Annotated in this window: 4 protein-coding genes; 2 read left to right on the plus strand and 2 right to left on the minus strand. The window is 71.1% G+C overall.

Annotated features, from left to right (window positions below; translation table 11 throughout):
- On the plus strand, window positions 1-710 hold a 710-nt coding region (locus tag G6022_RS13330; protein ID WP_182617004.1), incomplete at its 5' end, for a hypothetical protein.
- A 24-nt stretch (window positions 711-734) separates the two neighbouring features.
- Here G6022_RS13330 and G6022_RS13335 read toward each other — a convergent pair.
- Window positions 735-1556, minus strand: coding sequence for an SDR family oxidoreductase (locus G6022_RS13335; protein WP_182617006.1), 822 nt, complete (start codon window positions 1554-1556; stop codon window positions 735-737).
- Window positions 1553-2785 carry an acyl-CoA dehydrogenase family protein gene (locus tag G6022_RS13340; protein ID WP_182610490.1) on the minus strand — a complete coding sequence of 411 codons (1233 nt, stop codon included), beginning with the start codon at window positions 2783-2785 and terminating at the stop codon, window positions 1553-1555. The genes G6022_RS13335 and G6022_RS13340 overlap by 4 nt, the downstream gene beginning before the upstream one ends.
- A gap of 78 nt (window positions 2786-2863) precedes the next feature.
- On the opposite strand from G6022_RS13340, the gene G6022_RS13345 reads away from it, so the two are divergent.
- Window positions 2864-3718, plus strand: a complete 855-nt coding sequence (locus G6022_RS13345) for a mycofactocin-coupled SDR family oxidoreductase (RefSeq protein WP_182639501.1) — start codon at window positions 2864-2866, stop codon at window positions 3716-3718.
- The last annotated feature ends 236 nt before the right edge of the window (window positions 3719-3954 follow it).

A 3954-nucleotide genomic window follows, 5' to 3' on the forward strand; every position in this document is an offset into this window, starting at 1 on the left:
TGAGCCTCACCGCCTGCACGATCGGCGAGACCGGCGACGACGACACCCCCGCGGGCACCACCACCGCGGTGGCCGAGGCGCCCCGGGACCAGCCGACGAGCGCACCGGGCGCGCCGGACGCAGGCGTCGACCAGTTGGTGCTGAACGCCGACGACGCCCCCGAACTGGGCCTGTCCCCCGTCTCGTCCGAGGACATCGCGGGAGGGGTCGGCGCGCTGGAGGACATCGCCGCGGGGATCCGTGTCGACCCCGAGCGTTGCGCGGACTTCAGCCAGGACGCCTTCCTCGCCCAGGCCGAACCGGGCGCGATGGCGATCCAGGCGGGCCAGAGCGGGAACTCCGCGTACGCGGTGTCCGTGACGACGGTGACCGACAGCCTTCCCGCTCGTGAGCAGCTCATCGCCGACTGCCCGACCATGACGGTCACGATCCCCCTCGAGGGGACCGAGGTGACCACCCGGGCCGAGAACTCGCTGCTGGAACTCCAGGCTCCCGAGGGCGTGGAGCACTTCGCCGCCATCTCGCAGACCAACACCATGGACATGATGGGTCAGGAGATGCTCACGGGGAACGTCCTGATCACCGGGGTCGTGCGGGGGATCGGAGTCTCCGTCACGGTCGCCAACGGTGTGGGGCCGGTCTCCGACGTGGAACGGGACACGGCTGTGGACGCCTTCGGCAAGCAGGTCGAGAAGATCCGGAACGCCTAGCCCCGGGCCCGGGGCCACCGCGGGTCAGGCCCGCTGGGACGAGATGGAGACGACCTCCCCGGTGAGGTAGGTGGTGTAGTCGCTGGCGAGCATGGCGATGGTCGCGGCCACCTCCCAGACGTCGGCGGCCCGCCCGAACGCCTCCTTGGCGGCGAGCTCGTCGAGGAGCTCGGCGGAGGCCGACTTCTCCAGGAACGCGTGGCGGGCGATGGAGGGCGCGATCGCGTTGATGCGCACGCCGAAGTCGGCGCCCTCGATCGCGGAACACCGGGTGAGCGCCATGACGCCGGCCTTGGCCGCCGCGTAGTGCGCCTGCGCCCGCTGCGCGCGCCACCCCAGCACCGAGGCGTTGTTGACGATCACCCCGTTGTGGGGCACGTCGCGGAAGTACCGCAGCGCCGCGCGGGTCGCGCGGAACGTGCCGTTGAGCGTGATGTCGAGGACCCGGTCCCAGTCCTCGTCGGTCATGTCGACCAGCTCACCCTCGCCTCCGAAGCCGGCGTTGTTGACCAGCACGTCGATGCGGCCGAGCTTTTCGGCGGCGCCGGAGATCAGCGCGTCGACGTCCGAGGTCGACTGCACGTTGCAGGTGATGGCCTCGAACCGCTGCTCGGGGAACTCGGCGGCGAGCGTGTCGCGGGCCTCGTTCATGCGGCGCTCGTGGAAGTCCGACACCAGCACGTCGGCACCCTCGAGCGCGGCGCGACGTGCGGCCGAGAACCCGATCCCCGTGCCGGCGGCCGCCGTCACCACGACCTTCTTGCCCGCGAGCAGCCCGTGTCCCGGGGTCTCCTCGGGCACCGTGGACAGCGGGGACGCGGCGAGGGGGGACTTGTGCTGGGTCATGACGGCCTGGCCTCTCGGGGTAGTCCGAGCACGCGCTCGGAGATGATGTTGCGCTGGATCTCGTTGGATCCGCCGTAGATGGTGTCGGAGCGGGTGAACAGGAACAGCCGCTGCCACCGCGCCAACTCGAGATGCTCCGGGTCGTGCAGGTCGTTGGCCGCGCCCTCGGAGTCGTGCGTGGGCCCGGTGAGCGACTCCGCCCCCTGCACGGTCATCGCCAGCTCGCCCAGATCGCGGTGCCAGGTGGCCCACAGGAGTTTGGCCGCGGAGGCGTTACCCCCGGAGGCGTCGCGCTCGGCGAGGGTACGCAGCGCATGGGCGCGGATCACCTTGAGCCCGACCCAGGCGCGCGTGATCCGTTCGCGCACCGCGGGGACCTCCGCGCTGCCGTTGGACCGGGCCATGGCCACGATCTGGTCGAGCTCGCGGGCGAAGCCCACCTGCTGACCGAGCGTGGACACACCCCGCTCGAACTCCAGCAGGGTCATGGCGACCTTCCAGCCCTCGCCCCGCTCCCCCACGATCATCCCGGCGTCGGTGACGGCATCGTCGAAGAAGACCTCGTTGAACTCCGAGGTCCCGGTGAGCTGCTGGATCGGCCTGATCTCGACGCCCGGCTGGTCCAGCGGCACCAGCAGGAAGCTCAGACCCTTGTGACGGCTGGTCCCCTCCTCGGTCCGGGCCACGACGAACACCCACTGGCTCAGGTGCGCCAGGGAGGTCCACACCTTCTGCCCGTGCAGATGCCATCTGCCGTCCTCGCCCAGGCGCGCGGTGGTGGACACGTTCGCCAGATCGGATCCGGCGCCGGGCTCGGAGTACCCCTGCGCCCACAGTTCGGTGACGTCGAGGATCCGCGGCAGGAAACGGTCCTTCTGCTCCTGCGTACCGTGCGCGATGAGGGTGGGCCCGAGCAGCGTCTCGCCCAGGTGCGACACCCGCGCCGGGGCGTCGGCCTTGGCGTACTCCTCGTGCACGCGGACCTGCTGGCTCAGGGATGCCCCGCGGCCGCCGTACTCGACCGGCCAGCCCACGCAGGTCCACCCGGCCTCGGCCATGTGCCGCTCCCAGGCCAGGCGTCGGGCGAAGAACTGGTGCTCGCTGCCGGGCCCGCCGGTGCCCTTGATCTCGGCGAAGTCTCCGGTCAGGTTGTCGTCCAGCCACGTGCGGAACTCCGCGGCGAACTCGTCGTCGGTCATCTCCGACGCCGGCCTGGTGCTCTGGGTCATGGGGCCACTCTACCAAGCACTTGCTTGGTTTGCCGGAACCGGCCGCCCCCACTGACCGCGTCGGGTGTGATGGTCGACATGAGCACACCCGTCACGCCCCTGGAGGGCAAGGTCGCACTGGTCACCGGCGCCGCCCGGGCACAGGGCCGGGCCCACGCCGTCCGTCTCGCCTCGGAGGGCGCGGACGTCGTGGTCACCGACATCTGCGCCCCCGTATCCGAGTCCGTCTCCTACCCGGCGCCGACACCGGACGATCTCGCCGAGACCGTTCGCCTGGTCGAGGAGGCCGGGGGCAGATCCCTCTCGGCCGTCCTCGACATCCGGGAACTGGGCGCGCTGCAGGACCTGGTCACCCGCACCATCGCCACCTTCGGCCGGCTGGACATCGTCGTCGCCAACGCCGGCGTCCTCACCTGGGGCCGGCTGTGGGAGCTGCCGGAGGACGACTGGGACATGGTCATCGGCGTCAACCTCAGCGGCACGTGGCGGACGATCCGCGCGGCGGTGCCGGCGATGATCTCCGCGGGCAACGGCGGGTCGATCATCATCGTCAGCTCGTCGGCGGGCCTCAAGGCCACGCCGGGCAACGGGCACTACTCGGCCTCCAAGGCCGGCCTGGTCGCGCTGACCAACTCACTCGCCCTCGAGGCGGGCGAGTTCGGCATCCGGGTCAACTCGATCCACCCGTACTCGGTGGACACGCCGATGATCGACCCCGACGGCATGGCGGAGATCTTCGGCCGGTTCCCGTCGTACCTGCACAGCTTCTCGCCGATGCCCCTCAAGAACGTCCTCGCGGACGGCGTCAGCACCCTGGCGGACTTCATGCCCCCCGAGGAGGTCGCCGACGTGGTGTCGTTCCTGGCCGGGGACGGTTCCCGCTCGATCTCGGGGGTCCAGGTCCCGTTCGACCGGGGTGCGCTCAGGTACTGAGCACGGGGCCGACCAAGCAGGTGCTTGGTACCGTGGTGGGCGCCACACCCGCAGCACCCGAGGAGTCCGCGATGAACGACAGCTCCACCGCCGCCCCCCGCGACGTCGAGACCACCGCCGCCGCCCTGCGCCGGGCGGCGGCACTCTGGCCGGATCGCGAGGCGGTCGCCGACGTCCAGCCCGGTCAGGACACCCGGTGGACGTGGGCGCAGCTGCTCGACGAGGTCCGCCGCTTC

Origin of the sequence: Dietzia sp. Cai40, from assembly GCF_014145165.1 — a bacterium.
Lineage (GTDB): Bacteria > Actinomycetota > Actinomycetes > Mycobacteriales > Mycobacteriaceae > Dietzia > Dietzia natronolimnaea.

What these genes read in the sequence shown, in the direction of transcription:
- G6022_RS13335 (WP_182617006.1), bottom strand. Translation starts at nt 1,556, where the DNA reads ATGACCCAGCACAAGTCCCCCCTCGCCGCGTCCCCGCTGTCCACGGTG.
- G6022_RS13340 (WP_182610490.1), bottom strand. Translation starts at nt 2,785, where the DNA reads ATGACCCAGAGCACCAGGCCGGCGTCGGAGATGACCGACGACGAGTTC.
- G6022_RS13345 (WP_182639501.1), top strand. Translation starts at nt 2,864, where the DNA reads ATGAGCACACCCGTCACGCCCCTGGAGGGCAAGGTCGCACTGGTCACC.